Source organism: Caulobacter sp. FWC2 (genome assembly GCF_002742625.1).
In the GTDB taxonomy this organism is placed as follows: domain Bacteria; phylum Pseudomonadota; class Alphaproteobacteria; order Caulobacterales; family Caulobacteraceae; genus Caulobacter.
The window spans coordinates 4,521,439-4,534,852 of sequence record NZ_PEBF01000001.1; the positions used below are offsets into that span (position 1 = coordinate 4,521,439).

At 67.7% G+C, this 13,414-nt stretch carries 17 protein-coding genes and 1 pseudogene; 5 read left to right on the forward strand and 13 right to left on the reverse strand.

Annotated elements, in window-relative coordinates:
* Nucleotides 1-17 precede the first annotated feature (17 nt).
* The 7 genes from CSW62_RS21370 to CSW62_RS21400 all read right to left on the reverse strand — a co-directional run bounded on the left by CSW62_RS21370 (nucleotide 18) and on the right by CSW62_RS21400 (nucleotide 4,848).
* Nucleotides 18-353, reverse strand: coding sequence for a proton-translocating transhydrogenase family protein (locus CSW62_RS21370; protein ID WP_099581343.1), 336 nt, complete (start codon nucleotides 351-353; stop codon nucleotides 18-20).
* A 26-nt stretch (nucleotides 354-379) separates the two neighbouring features.
* Nucleotides 380-1,522: a Re/Si-specific NAD(P)(+) transhydrogenase subunit alpha gene (locus tag CSW62_RS21375; RefSeq protein WP_199170667.1), complete on the reverse strand. Its 1,143-nt coding sequence runs from the start codon at nucleotides 1,520-1,522 to the stop codon at nucleotides 380-382.
* 118 nt (nucleotides 1,523-1,640) lie between these two features.
* Entirely contained in the window at nucleotides 1,641-1,871 is a 231-nt protein-coding gene (locus CSW62_RS21380; RefSeq protein ID WP_099581345.1) for an aa3-type cytochrome c oxidase subunit IV, read from the reverse strand.
* 64 nt (nucleotides 1,872-1,935) lie between these two features.
* Nucleotides 1,936-2,931 (reverse strand): glycosyltransferase family 9 protein, encoded by a 996-nt coding sequence (locus CSW62_RS21385; RefSeq protein WP_099581347.1) that lies wholly within the window; start codon nucleotides 2,929-2,931, stop codon nucleotides 1,936-1,938.
* The gene (locus CSW62_RS21390) at nucleotides 2,928-3,434 is read right to left on the reverse strand and encodes a hypothetical protein (protein ID WP_143324441.1); all 507 of its coding nucleotides are present in this window, start codon (nucleotides 3,432-3,434) and stop codon (nucleotides 2,928-2,930) included. The genes CSW62_RS21385 and CSW62_RS21390 overlap by 4 nt, the downstream gene beginning before the upstream one ends.
* A gap of 13 nt (nucleotides 3,435-3,447) precedes the next feature.
* Nucleotides 3,448-4,371, reverse strand: a complete 924-nt coding sequence (locus tag CSW62_RS21395) for an alpha/beta fold hydrolase (RefSeq protein WP_099581351.1) — start codon at nucleotides 4,369-4,371, stop codon at nucleotides 3,448-3,450.
* Nucleotides 4,372-4,374: 3 nt separating this feature from the next.
* The gene (locus tag CSW62_RS21400; protein ID WP_099581353.1) at nucleotides 4,375-4,848 is read right to left on the reverse strand and encodes a PaaI family thioesterase; all 474 of its coding nucleotides are present in this window, start codon (nucleotides 4,846-4,848) and stop codon (nucleotides 4,375-4,377) included.
* Between the two features lie 91 nt (nucleotides 4,849-4,939).
* Between CSW62_RS21400 and CSW62_RS21405 the strand changes: the two genes are divergently transcribed.
* From CSW62_RS21405 to CSW62_RS27125, 3 genes and pseudogenes are all read left to right on the forward strand, one after another.
* Nucleotides 4,940-5,449, forward strand: coding sequence for an RNA polymerase sigma factor (locus tag CSW62_RS21405; protein WP_099581355.1), 510 nt, complete (start codon nucleotides 4,940-4,942; stop codon nucleotides 5,447-5,449).
* Nucleotides 5,439-6,026 carry a hypothetical protein gene (locus tag CSW62_RS21410; RefSeq protein ID WP_099581357.1) on the forward strand — a complete coding sequence of 196 codons (588 nt, stop codon included), beginning with the start codon at nucleotides 5,439-5,441 and terminating at the stop codon, nucleotides 6,024-6,026. The genes CSW62_RS21405 and CSW62_RS21410 overlap by 11 nt, the downstream gene beginning before the upstream one ends.
* Before the next feature lie 36 nt (nucleotides 6,027-6,062).
* Nucleotides 6,063-6,146, forward strand: a pseudogene (locus tag CSW62_RS27125) (hypothetical protein); the annotation flags it as partial.
* A gap of 11 nt (nucleotides 6,147-6,157) precedes the next feature.
* Here the strand turns inward: CSW62_RS27125 and CSW62_RS21415 are convergent.
* From CSW62_RS21415 to CSW62_RS21425, 3 genes are read right to left on the reverse strand one after another with little or no spacing between them, the layout of a single operon-like run.
* Complete coding sequence (locus CSW62_RS21415) at nucleotides 6,158-7,513, reverse strand: AarF/ABC1/UbiB kinase family protein (protein ID WP_099581359.1); 1,356 nt, start codon at nucleotides 7,511-7,513, stop codon at nucleotides 6,158-6,160.
* Nucleotides 7,513-9,306: a M3 family oligoendopeptidase gene (locus tag CSW62_RS21420; RefSeq protein ID WP_099581361.1), complete on the reverse strand. Its 1,794-nt coding sequence runs from the start codon at nucleotides 9,304-9,306 to the stop codon at nucleotides 7,513-7,515. Before CSW62_RS21420 ends, CSW62_RS21415 begins: the two co-directional genes overlap by 1 nt.
* A 57-nt stretch (nucleotides 9,307-9,363) precedes the next feature.
* Nucleotides 9,364-10,011 carry a hypothetical protein gene (locus CSW62_RS21425; RefSeq protein WP_099581363.1) on the reverse strand — a complete coding sequence of 216 codons (648 nt, stop codon included), beginning with the start codon at nucleotides 10,009-10,011 and terminating at the stop codon, nucleotides 9,364-9,366.
* 150 nt (nucleotides 10,012-10,161) lie between these two features.
* On the opposite strand from CSW62_RS21425, the gene CSW62_RS21430 reads away from it, so the two are divergent.
* Nucleotides 10,162-11,634: a sigma-54 dependent transcriptional regulator gene (locus CSW62_RS21430; protein WP_099581365.1), complete on the forward strand. Its 1,473-nt coding sequence runs from the start codon at nucleotides 10,162-10,164 to the stop codon at nucleotides 11,632-11,634.
* 8 nt (nucleotides 11,635-11,642) lie between these two features.
* The gene (locus CSW62_RS27130) at nucleotides 11,643-11,738 is read left to right on the forward strand and encodes a hypothetical protein (protein WP_369827558.1); all 96 of its coding nucleotides are present in this window, start codon (nucleotides 11,643-11,645) and stop codon (nucleotides 11,736-11,738) included.
* 16 nt (nucleotides 11,739-11,754) lie between these two features.
* On the opposite strand, the gene CSW62_RS21440 is transcribed toward CSW62_RS27130, so the two are convergent.
* The 3 genes from CSW62_RS21440 to CSW62_RS21450 all read right to left on the reverse strand — a co-directional run bounded on the left by CSW62_RS21440 (nucleotide 11,755) and on the right by CSW62_RS21450 (nucleotide 13,361).
* Nucleotides 11,755-12,234: a hypothetical protein gene (locus CSW62_RS21440; protein ID WP_099581368.1), complete on the reverse strand. Its 480-nt coding sequence runs from the start codon at nucleotides 12,232-12,234 to the stop codon at nucleotides 11,755-11,757.
* Nucleotides 12,235-12,454: 220 nt separating this feature from the next.
* Nucleotides 12,455-12,943 carry a hypothetical protein gene (locus CSW62_RS21445; protein ID WP_099581370.1) on the reverse strand — a complete coding sequence of 163 codons (489 nt, stop codon included), beginning with the start codon at nucleotides 12,941-12,943 and terminating at the stop codon, nucleotides 12,455-12,457.
* A 79-nt stretch (nucleotides 12,944-13,022) separates the two neighbouring features.
* Nucleotides 13,023-13,361 (reverse strand): hypothetical protein, encoded by a 339-nt coding sequence (locus CSW62_RS21450; protein WP_099581372.1) that lies wholly within the window; start codon nucleotides 13,359-13,361, stop codon nucleotides 13,023-13,025.
* Nucleotides 13,362-13,414 lie beyond the last annotated feature (53 nt).

Consider the following 13,414-nt stretch of genomic DNA (forward strand, 5'->3'; position numbering starts at 1 on the left):
CCCCTGCTCTCGTCCGCTCACTTCTTCTCTTTCTTCTTGTACATCGCCAGCATGCGCTGGGTGACCAAGAAGCCGCCGAAGATGTTGACCGCCGCGAAGGCCGCGGCGAGCGTGCCGGCCCCCTTGGAGATCCAGGTCGAGCCGGCGACGGCGCCGCCGGCGAGGTCGGAATTGGCGCCATGGGCCGCGGCGGCCAGCAGGGCGCCGACGATGATCACCGACGAGATAGCGTTGGTGACGGCCATCAGCGGCGTGTGCAGCGCGGGCGTCACGCTCCAGACGACGTAGTAGCCGACGAAAATGGCGAGCACGAAGATCGCCAGACGGAACACGGTGGGGTCGACGGCTTCCATGGGAGCCTCCCTTCTGTTGCTGTGCGCTAGGCTGTCTTCAGGTTCGGATGCACGATCGCGCCGCCACGGGTGACGACGGCGGCCTGCAGGATCTCGTCCTCGAAATTGGGCTCGAACGCGCCCTCCTTCGTGGTGAACAGGGTCGCCAGGGCCACCAGGTTGCGCGAATAGAGCGCGCTGGCGTCGGTGGCGATGCGGCCCGGCAGGTTGGCATGGCCGAGGATCTTGGCGCCGTTGGCGGTCAGGACCGTCTCGTTCAGCTTGGCGCCCTCGACATTGCCGCCCTGCTCGATGGCCAGGTCGACCAGGATAGAGCCCGCGCGCATCGAGGCCACCTGGGCGGCGCTGACCAGCTTGGGCGCCGGACGCCCCGGGATCAGGGCCGTGGTGATGACGATGTCCTGCTTGGCGATGTGGGCGGAAACCAGTTCGGCCTGCTTGGCCTGGTATTCCTTGGACATCTCCTTGGCGTAGCCGCCGGCGGTCTGGGCGTTCTTGAACTCTTCGTCCTCGACGGCCAGGAACTTGGCGCCCAGGCTTTCGACCTGCTCCTTGGTGGCCGGACGCACGTCGGTGGCGGTGACCACCGCGCCCAGGCGGCGAGCCGTGGCGATGGCCTGCAGGCCGGCGACGCCAACGCCCATGATGAACACCTTGGCCGCAGCGACGGTGCCGGCGGCGGTCATCATCATCGGCAGGGCCTTGCCATAGGCCTCGGCCCCTTCGATCACGGCGCGATAGCCGGCGAGGTTGGCTTGCGACGACAGCATGTCCATCACCTGCGCGCGGGTGATGCGCGGGATGAATTCCATGGCGATCGCGGTCGCGCCGGCCTTGGCCAGGGCGTCCAGCGTTTCCTTGTCCTGATAGGGATTGAGTGCGGCGGCGACGATGGCGCCGCTCTTCAGGGCCGCGATCTCGGCGGCCTCGGGCGCGCGCACCTTGAACAGGACGTCGGCGTCCTTGAGGGCCTCGCCGGCCGTCTTGGCGATCTTGGCGCCGGCGGCCTCGTAGTCGGCGTCCGGATAGGACGCGGCCGTCCCCGCCCCAGCCTGAACCACCACCGAGAAGCCGGCGGCGCCGAGCTTCTTGACGGTTTCAGGCGTGGCCGCGACCCGCGTTTCGTTCGCGCGGGTCTCTTTCGTGACGGCAATGACGGCCATCGGCATACCCCTCCCCAGAGCGCTGTTTGCTCAGCAGCATGGGGCGCTCTGTAGGGGATAGTCTTGCCTCTTGTCGAGGCTGAAGACGTAGCTCAGGGAGAAAATATGCCGATGTCTACCGGTGTCAGTGGTCCGAGGCCGGCTTGTCGCGCAGGAAGAAGATACCGGCGGCCAGCAGCACCGCCGCCGGGATCACCGCGCCGATGAAGCCGGCAGGCGTGCAGAACAGCAGGGTGATGAACAGCAGCAGGGTGGCGATGCTCAGCGAGCCCCACTTGGTCATGTTGTTGAACGCCGCGAAGGTCGCGGCTTGTTCGTGAATGTCCATCTCACCGCGGTGATAGTCGCCGGCCATGTGTCGTCCTTGGAAGCAAAGGGAGAATACCGAGCCCGCCCGATACAACGGGGGGCGCTAAGGCTCAAGCGTGCGAATTGTCCCACGACTCCGTAAGGAACCTCGTGCGCACCGCATCGGCAGCTTGGTCGACCGTGATGTCCGCGATTCGCCCCTCCCCGCCGTCCAGGCGCGAGAGCCAGCGGGAATAGGCCGGCACGGGCGCGGTGCCCATCAGGCCAACGCACGGCGTGCCGACCGACGCGGCGACGTTCAGCGCGCCAGAGTCGTTGCCCAGGAAGCCGGCCGACAGCGCGATCAGGGCTGCGGACTTGTCGAGCGTCAGGTCGCAGGCCACCACGTTATTCGGCAGCTCGCCGATCGCGGCCTTGGCGGCCTGCGCCTCGTGCGGACCGCCGACCCAGAACACCGTGCCGAACAGGTCCGAGAGCCGCGCCGCCGTCTGGGCGAAGCGGTCGGCAGGCCAGGTGCGGGCCGGTTCGCTGGCGCCGACGCCCAGGGTCAGCCAGGGACCCGGCTTGTCGGCGTACCGGGCCTTCACAGCCGCCAGCGCTCCGGGATCCAGCTTCAGGTCCGGCTCGCGGGTGTCGACCACCAGGCCGTGGGCTTCCTCGAACGCCGCCAGCTTGTCGAGACGGTGGGCGGGACGCATCCGCCTGGGCAGGTACGGCCCCGTGGTCAGGAAGCTCTCCTGACCGTGACCCAGGCCAAAACCTCGCCGCTCAGGCACGCCGGCCAGGGCGGCGGCGATGGCGGGACGGTCGATCTTCTCCAGGATCCAAACCGCGCGCGGCTTCTCGGCGCGGCAGAGGCGATAGAAGTCGATGACTTCGCGAACGCCTTTCAGCCTGTCCTTGTAGTGGGGCGCGTACAGCACCCGCGCGACGCTGGGCTCGGCGGTCAGGACCTCGGCGGCGCGGCTGGAAGGCCGCGCGACCAGCACGACCTGCCTCTCGGGGGTCGTGGCCGCGATGGCCCGGATGGTCGGCAAATGCCACATGAGATCGCCGATCCCGCGATCGGGCGCATAGACGAGAACGAGGCCTGAAGAGGCGCTCATCGACGTCTCAGCGCCCACTCACGATAGGCATTCAGCTCCTCGACCATCTTTTCCGGAGATTTCGGCCACCCTCTGGGCAAGGTGCCGTCAGCTCCAAAGATCCTCGCCCATCTTTGGCTTGGCGTAGCCTCCACTGTGGACTCCAGATTGTACGCGACCACCCTGAAGTCCTGCATCGTCCTATGAACGAAGAAGTTCTGCACATCGCGCCATGCCACGGCCTTGCGCGGCAGGAGGATACTCGGGCCGAGCGAAAACCCATCGACATCCAAGATCAGGACGTAGGGCCGAACCAGCGGCTCGGCGAAAATCAATGTGGCCAGTGTCGATAAGACCAAGCCGGTCCACCCCACGTAGTTGGACGGCTCGCTATAGATCACCAACAGGCTTGCCGCGAGAAACCCGCCCCCCAGCAGGACCCAGGGCAAGGCCTTGCGGCGGGAGCCTTTGACGATGCGAGGTTCGAACGCGTTAGAGGAACCGCATTCTAAAGTGTTGGCCATTAAGCGTCGTTCGCTAAGCCCAGTTCGCCAGCAGTCCGCGGAGCCCGGCCACGAAGGCCAGGGGCTGGTCGATCATCACGTGATGATCGGCGTCGGGCAGCGGGAGCAGCAGCACGTCCTTGGGCATTTGCGCCACCATATAGTCCAGCGTCTCGGCATGCATCAGGTTAGAGCGCTCGCCCCACATCAGAGCCGCCGGGCAAGCGATCTGAGGCAGAAGCTGCCCAAGATCGGGCATCTTGAAATTGTACCAGAGGTCCGGATCGAACTTCCACGTCCAGCCGCCCTCGACCTCTTTCAGCGAGCGACTGGCGATATAGTCGGCCACGTGGAGATTCTCGCACGGCTGCGGCGGCGCCAGGCGGAAACGGGCTAGGGCCTCCTCTCGCGTGGCGTAGACACGGTTGCCCTGGCCCGAGCGCGGCGGCGGACCCTTCCAGCGCTTTTCCGGCGGCTGGATGCTGCTGTCGACCATGACGGCTCCACGCAGACGCTCGGGATGGCGAGCGGCGCAGTAGAGGGTCGGAAAGCCGCCGAAAGAATGGCCGACGACGATCGGCTTGACGCCGCCCGCCTCCAGGCCGGCGGCCTCGACCGCGGCGAAGATCTCGTCCGCGAACAGTTCGGCGCTGTAGGCTTGCCGCCAGTCGCTGCCGCCCATGCCCGACCACGAGATCGCCGCCACCCGCCAGTCTTTCGCGAAGAAGGGCGCGATGAAGCTCCACCAGTCGGCGTGGGCGCCGTTGCCGTGCAGGAACAACAGGCCTGGCTTGCCGATCTCGCCCCAGGTCAGCAGCTCGATGTTCGCGCCCTCGACGGCGAAGGTCGAACGCTCGGGCGCGTGGGCGATGGCCGCCTCGAACCAGGCCGGGGCGGGCGGCGGTTCGCCATGGAACGGGGCCAGCAGCGAGGCCGGCGCGGTCTGATCGTCGGCCATGCCTTACGCCTCGTCCTTGAAGGCCAGCTCGCCGGGACGCGGCTTGCGGGGGCTCAGCGCCTTGAAGACGCCGGTGCCGGTGATCAGGGTCCGATCGCCCGCCCAGATGCGGCCGCGCACGGTGAACAGCAGGTCTTCCTCGCCGATCATCTCGCCCTCGCCTTCGACCCAGTCGCCCAGCTTCGCGCCCGAGAGGAAGTCGCACATCAGCCGCACCGTCACCCAGCTGTAGGACTTCTGCAGCGAGATGATCCGGCCCCAGGCCATGTCGGCGAAGCTCATCAGCATGCCGCCGTGGCAGTTGCCGAGGCCATTGGTGTGGTGCTCCTCGACCCGAAACGCCAGGCGCGCCTGGCCGGGGCCTTCGCGGTGCTCGAACAAGGGTCCGATCTGCCGGCCGAAGCCGCGCGACCAGTTCAGCTGAGTGAATCCCTCGGGGATCGCGGCGGTCTGGGCGTCGGTCAAATCGTCGGACATGCCGTCAGGCTAACGAGCGTTTGAAAAAAGAAAAGCCTTCCGTAAGGACGAAGCCGCGACCGGCATCTAACCTTTCGAAACGGGGAGACGGATGAGCCGGGACCACGACATCGACAGGGACTTCGCCGCCTGGCTGGCGCCGCATCTGCCGATGCTGCACCGGACGGCGCGGGCGTTCGCCGAGCCCTCGGATCAGCATGACCTGCTGCAGGAACTGACGGTGGCGCTGTGGAAGGCGCGACCGCATTTTCGGAAGCAAAGCGCGGCCGGAACCTTCGCGCACCGCGTGGCCCACAACGCCGCCCTCACCTGGCGGCGCGGCGAGACCCGGCGGCGGATGCGCGGGGTGTCGATCGAGGCCGAGCTACTGATCCGCGATGCGGGCGACGATCCGCAAGGCCCGCTGCTGGAGCGGCTCTACGCGGCCATCCGCACCCTGGCGCCGGTCGAGCGCTCGCTGGTCCTGCTGTCGCTGGACGGCGTGGCCTATGGCGAGATCGGCCGGATGCACGGCCTGACTGAGAGCAATGTCGGCGCGCGGCTGACCCGCCTGCGCCAGCGGCTCTCGACCCAAGTGAAGGAGGACGCCGATGGACTTTGAGCGCCTCGAACAGGTCTGGCGGTCCGAGGCCAACCGCCCCTCCGAAGAGCAGCAGGCCCGACTGATGGAGGAACTGATGAACACCTTGAAGACCCGCCGCAGGACGGAATTCCTGCTGAGCGCCATCCCGTTCGCGGCCATGACCGTGTTCACGCTCGTCGCCGGCGCGGCCGTGCTGCGCGGCGGCGAGGACTTTCACGGTTGGGCCGGCATGGCGATGCTGGGCGTGTGCTGGGTCGTGATGATCGCGGTCTTCTGGAACGGCTTCCGGGCCCGCACCCGCGACACCGGCCAGCCGATGCGCGACACCCTGGCCAGCCTCCTGGCCCGCAACCAGGCGGCGCGGCGGAACTACCACGTGTTCTGGATGATGACCCCGGTGTTCATCCTGCCGATGTGGTTCGCCATCGAGCGCCTGCAACGCGACGGTAAGATGGACAGCGCTGACGGGATGCAGGCCCTGGCCCTGTGCGGCGGCGCGCTGCTGGCCAGCTTCGGCTGGAACACCCTGCGGTTCTACTGGGTGATGAAACCCGAGCAGCGGCGGCTGGAAGCGTTGCTGGGGGAGTATGAATAGCAAACCCCGTCATCCCGCGCTTCATGCGCGGGACCCATGGTTCAGCTTTCACATGAGAGCGTACTTCCGCTCCGCACCTGCGGCGGAGAGATGGGTCCCGCGCATGAAGCTCGGGATGACGATGAGAGAAGCTAAAGCCCCACCGCGCCCAGCTCCTTCGCCTGCCGCTCGGCCACGCCTTCCTCCGAGAACCCTTCCAGCGACGCCTCGAAAAGCGCCCGCCAGTTGTGGCTGGCGCCCAGATGCAGGAACGCCGCGCCCAGCCCGATCGCCGCGCGGTCCATGAATACGAACTCGCGGGGAATGGTGATGCCGCCGACCGCTTTTAGGGCCTGGCGCACCTTGAAGGCCTCGCGGCGGCCGTACTCGCCGGGCGGGACGTCGTCGGCCACGGTGCGGACCCGGTCGTCCAGCAACGGGCCGTAGATGAAGCGGGCCCAGACGTTCAGCGTATCGACCAGTTCGTCGGTCAGCCCCTGGAAGCCCCAGGTGCGATAGGCCTCGACCTGCTCGGCGCGGTCGTCGTTGGACAGGGCGCGATAGAGCCGCACCACGCCGGCCACGAACTTCGGCGGGAACACGCGGATGCAGCCGAAGTCGAGCAGGTTCAGGTGCGCCGCCCCTTCACCGCCGAAGCTGTAGTTCCCCAGGTGCGGGTCGCCGTGGATGATCCCCAGGTGGGTCATCGGGCTCCACCAGGCCTCGAACAGCAGGGCGGCGATGCGGTCGCGAGTCTCCTGCGGGGCGCTCTTGAAGGCCAGCAGGCCCTGGCCGTCCAACCAGGTCATCGACAGCAGGCGGCCCGTGGACAGCTCCGGAACCGGCGTCGGCGTGCGGATGTTATCGCGGTCCGCGAAGAAGTTTCCGTACACGGACATCATCTTGGCTTCGCGCTCGTAGTCGAGCTCCTCGCGCAGGCGATCACCGATCTCGACGATCATCTCTGTCGGGTCGATCGAGCCGTCCATGCGCTTGAAGATCCCGATCAGGGCGCGCAGCTGGCCCAGGTCGCTTTCGACCGCGCTCTGCATGTCGGGATATTGCAGCTTCACGGCGATGGCGCGGCCGTCGTGAGTGGTGGCGCGGTGCACCTGGCCCAGCGACGCGGCGGCGGCGGCCTCGTGCTCGAAGCTGGCGAACCGGCCCTGCCAGTCCGGGCCCAGCTCGGCCGCCATGCGCCGGCGCACGAACGGCCAGCCCATGGCGGGCGCGTTGGTCTGGAGCTCGGCGAACTCCTTGGCGAACTCCGGCGGCAGCAGGTCCGGCACCGTGGCGAACATCTGAGCCGCCTTCATCAGCGGCCCCTTCAGCCCGCCCAACGCCGCCTTCAGCGCCTTGGCGTTGCGCGCATTGGCGTCGTCGCCGGCGAAGACGCGGTTGGCGCCGTACGACACCGCCGCGCCGGACAGCCCAGCGCCCACCTTGGCGAAGCGGGAGAGCCGGCCCGAGAGGCGGTCGCGTTCGGGGTCGCGGGCATCATCCGCCATCAGGTCACCAAAGCCTCGAACTCGTCCACCAGCCGCTCCAGCTGCGCGCAGCCGGCGGCCCAGAATGCCTTGTCGCGAGGGTTCAACCCGAAGGGCTTCAGGGCCTCGACATAGGTCCGCGTGCCGCCCGCAGCGAGCAGGTCCTCGTACAGCGGAGCGAACTTGGCCGGATCCTCGCGGCGCTTCTCCATCAGGCCACGCACCAGCAGGTCGCCGAACGCATAGGCGTATACATAGAACGGCGCGTGGCAGAAGTGGCTGACATAGGCCCAGTAGTGCTCGTAGCCTTCGTTCAGCTTCACGGCCGGACCCAGGCTCTCGCTCATCACCTCCAGCCACAGGCCGCCGATCTGTTCGGGCGACAGCTCGCCGTCGTGGCGGGCTTCGTGGAAGCGGCGCTCGAAGCGGTGGAAGGCGATCTGGCGAACCACGGTGTTGAGGCCGTCCTCGATCTTGCCGGCCAGCAGCCCCTTGCGGTCCTCCGGCGTGGCCTCGGCGAGCAAGCGGTCGAACACCAGGCCCTCGCCGAAGATCGAGGCCGTCTCGGCCAGGGTCAGGGGCGTGTCGGCCAACAGGGTGCCCAGCGGCTGGCACAGCGTCTGGTGTACGGCGTGGCCCAGCTCGTGAGCCAGGGTCAGGACGTCGCGCCGCTCGCCCATGTAGTTCATGAACACGAACGGGTGGCGATCAGCGGTGACCGGATGGGCGAAGGCGCCGGACTGCTTGCCCGGACGCGGGCGGGCGTCGATCCACGGCTTGTCGAAGAAGACCCGCGCGGCGTCGGCGAACTTCGGCGCCAGATCCTGGAAGCTCTCCAGCACCATGCCCTTGGCCTCGTCCCAGGCATAGGCGCGCGGGGTTGCAGCGGTCAGCGGGGCGTTGCGGTCCCAGTAATCCAGACTGGTGCGACCCATGACCTTGGCCTTCAGAGCGTAGTAGCGGTGCGACAGGCGCGGATAGGCCTCGACCACCGCCTGCTCCAGGGCGTCGACCGCGTCGCCGTCGACCTCGTTGGCCAGGTGGCGCGACTGGGCGGGGCTGTCATAGCGGCGCCAGCGGTCCTCGACCTGCTTCTCGAAGGCCAGGGTGTTCAGCGCCAAGGCCTGGGTCGAGGCGCGCTCTTCCAGCGCCTGGGCCAGGGCGTCGGCGGCGGACTTGCGGCGCGCGACGTCGGGATCGGACAGGCGGTTCAGCGCCTCAGGAAGGGTGAGGGTCTCGTCGCCGACCTTGGCTGCCAGCTTGGCCAGGGTCTCGTCATAGAGGCGCACCCAGTTGGCGACGGCCGGGCTCTTGTCGACGATGAAGCGCTCCAGCTCCGGCGACAGCTCGTGCGGCCGCGACAGACGCACGCGGCGCAGCCACGGGGCCCAGCGGGCGGCGTCGGGATGGGCTTCAAGCGCCTTGGCGATCTCGGTGTCTTCCAGCTGGTTCAGCTCCAGCGTAAAGAACAGGCTCTCGGCGGCGATCTGCGAGGAGCGGGCCCGAAGGTCGGCCTCGAACTTGGCCCAGGCCGGATCGTCGCGGGCGACGGCGGCTTCCAGGCCGGCATAGGCGCCGACGCTCCACAGGCCGTTGGTGGCCCGTTCGTAGAGGGTGATCCCGCGATCCAGCAGTACGCCCAGGCGCGCCGGCTCCTTGCGGGCCTCCAGGAACATCCCCTCCAGCGAAGCCAACTCGTCATTGGCGGCCTTGGCGGCGGCGAGGTCGGTCTCGATCCGGGGATCGTCGCGGCCGACATACAGGTCGGCCAAATTCCATTCGGGCGGGGTGTCGGGCTTGAAGGGGGCGTTCATGGGCTAGCAGATAGGCGCTAGGCCCCCGTCCGCGCAATGCACGACCCCGTTGAGGCGTCAGGCCTTCTTTACGTAGGGCTCGGCCATCCAGGCGAAGACGCAGGTGACCAGATAGGCCGCCAGGGCCGTGCCGCCCATGGCGACGGGCTCCCCGCCCAGCGGCGACAGCAGTGGGACCAACTGCAGGAACAACAGAAAGCCGAGAAGCCCGACCGCGCCTTTCCAGCTCCGGCCCTCCAACCCGCGCCGCCAGCCCCAGGCCGCCGCGGCCATGGCCAGCAGGCCCATCTCGACCGCCTCCTCCAGCACCGCGTGGTTCCACAGTCCAAGACCCACCTTCGGCCCGTCCCACAGCAGCGGCAGGTCCGGGCGGTGGACCAGGAAGTCGAGAAGCCAATGCGAGAACACCGCCAGACCGATGAACAGGCCGGCGCGCCGAGGCAGTTTCAGCAGCGCCATCAGTCCCGCACCGACGGCGATCGACCACAGCACCGCCGCCGGCAGGCTGTGGGTATAGGGCATGTGGCTCAGCACCAGGGCGCTGCCCGGCAGGCTGGGATCGACGCTCGCCCTTTCGACGCCGGCCAGGATCAGCCCGCTCCAGGCGATGTCTATGGCCTGGCAGCCCAGGACATAGGTCCATAGCGGCGCGCGCGGCTCGGCCGCCCGGGCGGCCAGCGCCGCCGCATAGTGTCCAACGAACATGCCCCGTTCCCCGGCAACATCCTGTTAAGGCTAAACCTTAGGCTTCGCGACACGTCTTCGAAAGCCGCTGTTTACCCACGACCTGTATCACTCTGAACCAACAAGAGCCCTGCTCCATGTGGGCATGGCCGGTTCTGGTGGATGTGCCCTATGACCAAAACGGTCCTAGTCGTCGATGACGACCCGACACAACGTCGGTTGATCCAGGCGGTGCTCGAGCGCGACGGGTTCGCGGTCTCGCACGCCGAAGGTGGCGACGCGGCCATCGCGCACCTGACGTCGGGCGCGCCGGCCGACGTGATTTTGCTCGACCTCGTCATGCCCGGCCTGAACGGCCAGGAGACGCTGAAGGAGATGCGCGCCCGCGGCTTCACCCAGCCCGTGATCGTGCTCACCGCCAGCGGCGGCGTCGACACGGTGGTCAAGGCCATGCAGGCCGGGGCCGCTGACTTCTTCATCAAGCCGGCCAGCCCGGAGCGGATCACCGTCTCGATCCGCAACGTCCTGTCGATGGGCGACCTCAAGGGCGAGGTAGAGCGCCTGACCAAGCGGGCCGGCGGCAAGACCACCTTCGCGGACCTGATCGGCGCCTCGCCGGTCATGACCATGGTCAAGCGCATGGGCGAGCGGGCGGCCAAAAGCGCCATCCCCGTGCTGATCACCGGCGAAAGCGGCGTCGGCAAGGAGCTGATCGCCCGCGCGGTGCATGGCTCCTCGGAGCGCGCCGGCAAGCCGTTCGTGGCCGTCAACTGCGGGGCCATCCCAGAGAACCTCGTTGAGTCGATCCTGTTCGGCCACGAGAAGGGCTCGTTCACGGGCGCCTCGGACAAGCACCTGGGCAAGTTCAAGGAAGCCGACGGCGGCACCCTGTTCCTGGACGAGGTCGGCGAGCTGCCGCTCGACGTCCAGGTCAAGCTGCTGCGCGCGCTGCAAGAGGGCGAGATCGATCCGATCGGCTCCAAGCGCTCGCTGAAAGTCGATGTCCGCATCGTCTCGGCGACCAATCGCGACCTGCAGAAAGCCGTCTCGGCCGGACATTTCCGCGAGGATCTCTATTACCGCCTGAACGTCTTCCCGCTGGAGGCTCCGTCCCTGCGCGAGCGCCGCGAGGACATCCCGGCCCTGGTCGAGGCGTTCATCCGCCGCTTCAACGTGGAGGAAGGCAAGCGCGTCATCGGCGCCTCGCCCGAGACCCTGCAACTGCTGACCGCCTTCGACTGGCCGGGCAATGTCCGCCAGCTGGAGAATACGGTCTATCGCGCCATCGTGCTGGCCGACGCCCCGTACCTGCAGCCTTACGACTTCCCGGCCATTTCGGGCCTGGCCGCGCCGATCGAGGCCGTCTCGGTCGCCCCGGCGCCGCCGCCCGCCGCTCTGCTGCAAGCCGCCCACGCCGCCATGGCCGCCCCCACGGGCGCGGCCGAGGCGCCCGTGCGCATCCTCGACGACCGCGGTCACCTGCGGACGCTGGAGGACATCGAGCGCGACCTTATTCAGCACGCCATCGACGTCTATGCCGGCCACATGAGCGAAGTCGCCCGACGCCTCGGCATCGGCCGCTCGACCCTCTATCGCAAGGTCCGCGAGCAGGGCATCGAGGTCGACATGAAGGAGGCCGGCTGATGACGACCATGATGATCTTCCGCCCCGTCTCGCGCGAGCAGCGCCTGAAGGCCCTGCAGAAGCCGGCGCGCCCAGCGCTGTCGGCCAAGCCCGCGCGCGCCTGAGGCGTTCAAGACAAAGTTAGTATCCAGGAGCGGCCAGGCTGAAGCTTGGCCGCTCCTGCGCGTTTTCGAAGACGTTCTGGGGCGCCGCGTCGACGCGGACCCAGCCCGCGCCGGACCGCCGGGTCAGGCCCTCGATCTCCATCTGCTCCAGTTCGCGTCCGACCTGGGCCGGGGTCACCGGCCGGCTCCAGCGGTGATCCAGCTGTCGAGCGATCTCGGGCTCGTTCACGCCGGGCGCCTGGGCCAGGGTCATCAGGATCATGTCGCGGGTGGACCGCCCCCGTCTGCCGCGCTTGCCCGGAGTCGGCGGCGCGAACGGCGCCGGCTCGCCAGACAACACCCGCTCGGACATCCCGGCGTTCTTGAGGGCGTCCAGCGCCAGGATGATCGCTTTCAGTTCGCTCTCGAAGGGCGCTTGCGCGCGCTTCTGAGCTTCAGCCATGCGGGTTTCCAGCTCCGCCTGACGGCGCAGCAGGTATTGATAGATGGTCGCCATTGTCCTTGATCCGGAAGAGCCATGGGATTCGCTCGACGTCGATCCGAGCTTTCGCCCGCGTACGCCAAGACTGGAGCCGCGACCCGCCCGCGACCCAGAACTCCACAACGATGATAATTTTTAACTATTTACAATTGTTCACATTTTCCGCTGAGGTCCTTACCAGAACCTTAACAAGGTTCGCCGAACAACAGTTTTTGGTAAGCTTCGGGGACGAATATCAGACAGTTCTCGCCAGCTTCTCTCGCGAGGCCGCGATCAGGGCGATGGGCACGCCGACCATGAACAGGTGCGCCCCCAGATTGTTCACGAAGGTCGACAAGACGAACGGCCCGCCGTGCCTGGCCTGCGACAGCGGCAGGACGAGGAAGTTCATCACCGCGTAGGTCGCAAGGCCGTAGGCCAGGCCCATGACGACCGGGCGTCGGGTCAGGATCGGCAGCCTCAGGCCGGCCAGCACGTAGCAAGCGACCATCACCGCCATGATGCCGAAATGCGCGGCCATGCCCAGAACCGCCGCCGGCGCGCCGCCGGTGAAGGCCGCCTTGCCCAGCAGGCCGCTGGCCACGCTTTGAAAGATCCGCTCCGGCGCGACGCCCTTAGTGACACCCCAGTAGAAGCAGGCCTCAGTCATATCGAGGGTCCCGGCCACGGCCGTCCCGAGCAGGATGGTCAGCGCGACATGGCGCGGCGACTTGGCGTTTTCCATGAGATTTCCCCTCCCGTTTCCTGGGAAGGAGGCTACGCCCGCGCCCGGCGTTCCGACGCCCGGCTTGGTCGCGTCGGAATCAGTCTTCGTCGCTTTCCGGCGTCGGCTCGGGTTCGCGACCTCGCCGGCCGAAGCCCTTGCCGCGCTTCATCGGCTTGGCTTCACCCTTGGCCTTCCGGGCGATTTCCTTGAGCTTGATGGCCTGGTTGCCCGACAGGGCCTGGCCGCGCGCGCCCTTTTCGGGATCGGCGAAGGCCCGGCCATAGGTCTCGACGCGCTGGGCGACGCTGGTCAGGAACTCGCCCTCCCATTCGGAGAGCGCGATACCCGACTTCTCGGCCGCGCGACGGGCCCGCTTGAGGGCGTTCAGCGCGGCCTTCTTGGCCTGTTCTTTCGGATCGGGCGGCTTGGCGCGCATGTCGCGAGGACTATCCTCGACCCTGCGCGCCAAAACACTACCTAAAAATGGGC

Excerpts from the sequence above, each read along its gene's own strand:
- CSW62_RS21370 (WP_099581343.1), bottom strand. The coding sequence starts at position 353 with ATGGAAGCCGTCGACCCCACCGTGTTCCGTCTGGCGATCTTCGTGCTC.
- CSW62_RS21375 (WP_199170667.1), bottom strand. The coding sequence starts at position 1,522 with ATGCCGATGGCCGTCATTGCCGTCACGAAAGAGACCCGCGCGAACGAA.
- CSW62_RS21380 (WP_099581345.1), bottom strand. The coding sequence starts at position 1,871 with ATGGCCGGCGACTATCACCGCGGTGAGATGGACATTCACGAACAAGCC.
- CSW62_RS21385 (WP_099581347.1), bottom strand. The coding sequence starts at position 2,931 with ATGAGCGCCTCTTCAGGCCTCGTTCTCGTCTATGCGCCCGATCGCGGG.
- CSW62_RS21390 (WP_143324441.1), bottom strand. The coding sequence starts at position 3,434 with ATGGCCAACACTTTAGAATGCGGTTCCTCTAACGCGTTCGAACCTCGC.
- CSW62_RS21395 (WP_099581351.1), bottom strand. The coding sequence starts at position 4,371 with ATGGCCGACGATCAGACCGCGCCGGCCTCGCTGCTGGCCCCGTTCCAT.
- CSW62_RS21400 (WP_099581353.1), bottom strand. The coding sequence starts at position 4,848 with ATGTCCGACGATTTGACCGACGCCCAGACCGCCGCGATCCCCGAGGGA.
- CSW62_RS21405 (WP_099581355.1), top strand. The coding sequence starts at position 4,940 with ATGAGCCGGGACCACGACATCGACAGGGACTTCGCCGCCTGGCTGGCG.
- CSW62_RS21410 (WP_099581357.1), top strand. The coding sequence starts at position 5,439 with ATGGACTTTGAGCGCCTCGAACAGGTCTGGCGGTCCGAGGCCAACCGC.
- CSW62_RS21415 (WP_099581359.1), bottom strand. The coding sequence starts at position 7,513 with ATGGCGGATGATGCCCGCGACCCCGAACGCGACCGCCTCTCGGGCCGG.
- CSW62_RS21420 (WP_099581361.1), bottom strand. The coding sequence starts at position 9,306 with ATGAACGCCCCCTTCAAGCCCGACACCCCGCCCGAATGGAATTTGGCC.
- CSW62_RS21425 (WP_099581363.1), bottom strand. The coding sequence starts at position 10,011 with ATGTTCGTTGGACACTATGCGGCGGCGCTGGCCGCCCGGGCGGCCGAG.
- CSW62_RS21430 (WP_099581365.1), top strand. The coding sequence starts at position 10,162 with ATGACCAAAACGGTCCTAGTCGTCGATGACGACCCGACACAACGTCGG.
- CSW62_RS27130 (WP_369827558.1), top strand. The coding sequence starts at position 11,643 with ATGATGATCTTCCGCCCCGTCTCGCGCGAGCAGCGCCTGAAGGCCCTG.
- CSW62_RS21440 (WP_099581368.1), bottom strand. The coding sequence starts at position 12,234 with ATGGCGACCATCTATCAATACCTGCTGCGCCGTCAGGCGGAGCTGGAA.
- CSW62_RS21445 (WP_099581370.1), bottom strand. The coding sequence starts at position 12,943 with ATGGAAAACGCCAAGTCGCCGCGCCATGTCGCGCTGACCATCCTGCTC.
- CSW62_RS21450 (WP_099581372.1), bottom strand. The coding sequence starts at position 13,361 with ATGCGCGCCAAGCCGCCCGATCCGAAAGAACAGGCCAAGAAGGCCGCG.